Origin of the sequence: Algoriphagus terrigena DSM 22685 (genome assembly GCF_000429445.1) — a bacterium.
In the GTDB taxonomy this organism is placed as follows: domain Bacteria; phylum Bacteroidota; class Bacteroidia; order Cytophagales; family Cyclobacteriaceae; genus Algoriphagus; species Algoriphagus terrigena.
Genome location: NZ_AUBW01000057.1, coordinates 1 through 1478, shown reverse-complemented (window position 1 = coordinate 1478; position 1478 = coordinate 1). Strand labels below are relative to the sequence as shown.

Sequence of the window (1478 nt, the reverse complement as noted above, 5' to 3'; positions counted from 1 at the left end):
ACTTATATGAATTAGGGAAATTCACCCACAGCCATGAAAGTCGTAAAAGGAGTTACCACAACTTATTTACGATATGGACATGATAGAATTTCCCCAACTCATTGAACGAGGCTGCGGCCTTGATGTTCATCGCGACACGGTAGTTGCCACCGTTTCAGGAAAAGATCTGCCAGAGCAGACGTTAACCTTTGCCACCCATACCCAGGATCTGGAGAAGCTGATCGGTTGGCTTCAAAACCAAGGAGTAACCCATGTTGCTATGGAAAGCACAGGCGTTTATTGGAAACCTGTGTATTATGTTCTGGAAGGATATTTTGAACTTTTGGTCGTAAATGCCCGGCACATCAAAAATGTACCCGGACATAAGACTGACAAGAAAGACGCTGAATGGATTGCCAAGTTGTTGCTCAGCGGATTGCTCAAACCCAGTTTCGTTCCACGGGAGGAAATGCGGTTTATGCGGGTATTATTCCGACATCGCAAAAAACTCGTCAATCAGCGTTCCCGAGCCAAAAACCGGCTACAAAACATCCTTCAGGATGCCAATATCAAACTGTCTTCGGTAGTCAGTGACGTGTTCTCCAAAACAGGACTCGCTATTATCCAAAAACTGCTGGAAGGAATAACCGATCCAATCGTGTTAGCCAATCAGGCTAAAGGCTCGTTGGTTAGTAAAAAAGAACAACTCCAACTGGCTCTCCACGGCCGATTTACCGACCATCACAGCTACATGGTTCGGTTTATCATGGACACCATAGATTCCCATAACCAAGCAATCGAGAAGCTGGAAGCAGAACTGGCGATTTGCGCAAAACCATTTGAACATCAACTCAATCTCCTACAGACCATTCCGGGCATCTCTCAGATGGCTGCCTTGGGGATACTGGCCGAAATCGGTACAGAGATGGACAAATTCCATTCTGACAAACACCTGGCCTCTTGGGCGGGAGTCTGCCCCGGAAACAACCAAAGTGCCGGCAAGAAACTGTCTTCCCGGGTCACACAAGGCAACAATTATCTCAAAACCAATCTGATCGAAGCCTCTTGGGCATGCAGTCATACCCTCAACACTTACCTGTCTTTCAAGTATTGGAAGCTCGCCCAAAAAAGGGGAAAGAAAAAAGCCGCGATGGCCATCGGACACGAAATACTCAAAGCCGCCTATCATATTCTCAGGGACAATACCCCTTATAAAGAACCTCAACTCAGGCAGGAGATCATTGATGAACGAAGAAAAGCGGAAATGGAGCGCCTAGAAAAAAGGCTCCAAAAACTTAAATCATTAGCGTCCAACTAGAAAAGGTCGTCTTTTTTTTGGTGGACTATACCCCGAGCATAAAACTGATATCAGACGCTAAGCACCCACAGCTGTTGCCTAAGAGCACGTAGAAAAAACTTTTCTCTAAAGAAAAAACTTAGCCAAAACTGATGTCCTGGAACAACTATGGGGTAAGCTAACCAGACTTTCAGAAAAAAAA

Annotated in this window: 1 protein-coding gene; it reads left to right on the top strand. The window is 45.5% G+C overall.

Annotation, left to right across the window (positions count from 1 at the left end):
* Positions 1–73: 73 nt before the first annotated feature.
* Positions 74–1297, top strand: coding sequence for an IS110 family RNA-guided transposase (locus G459_RS0123855; RefSeq protein ID WP_026969827.1), 1224 nt, complete (start codon positions 74–76; stop codon positions 1295–1297).
* Positions 1298–1478 lie beyond the last annotated feature (181 nt).

Coding starts and splice junctions, on each gene's coding strand:
- G459_RS0123855 (WP_026969827.1), top strand. CDS start 74: ATGGACATGATAGAATTTCCCCAACTCATTGAACGAGGCTGCGGCCTT.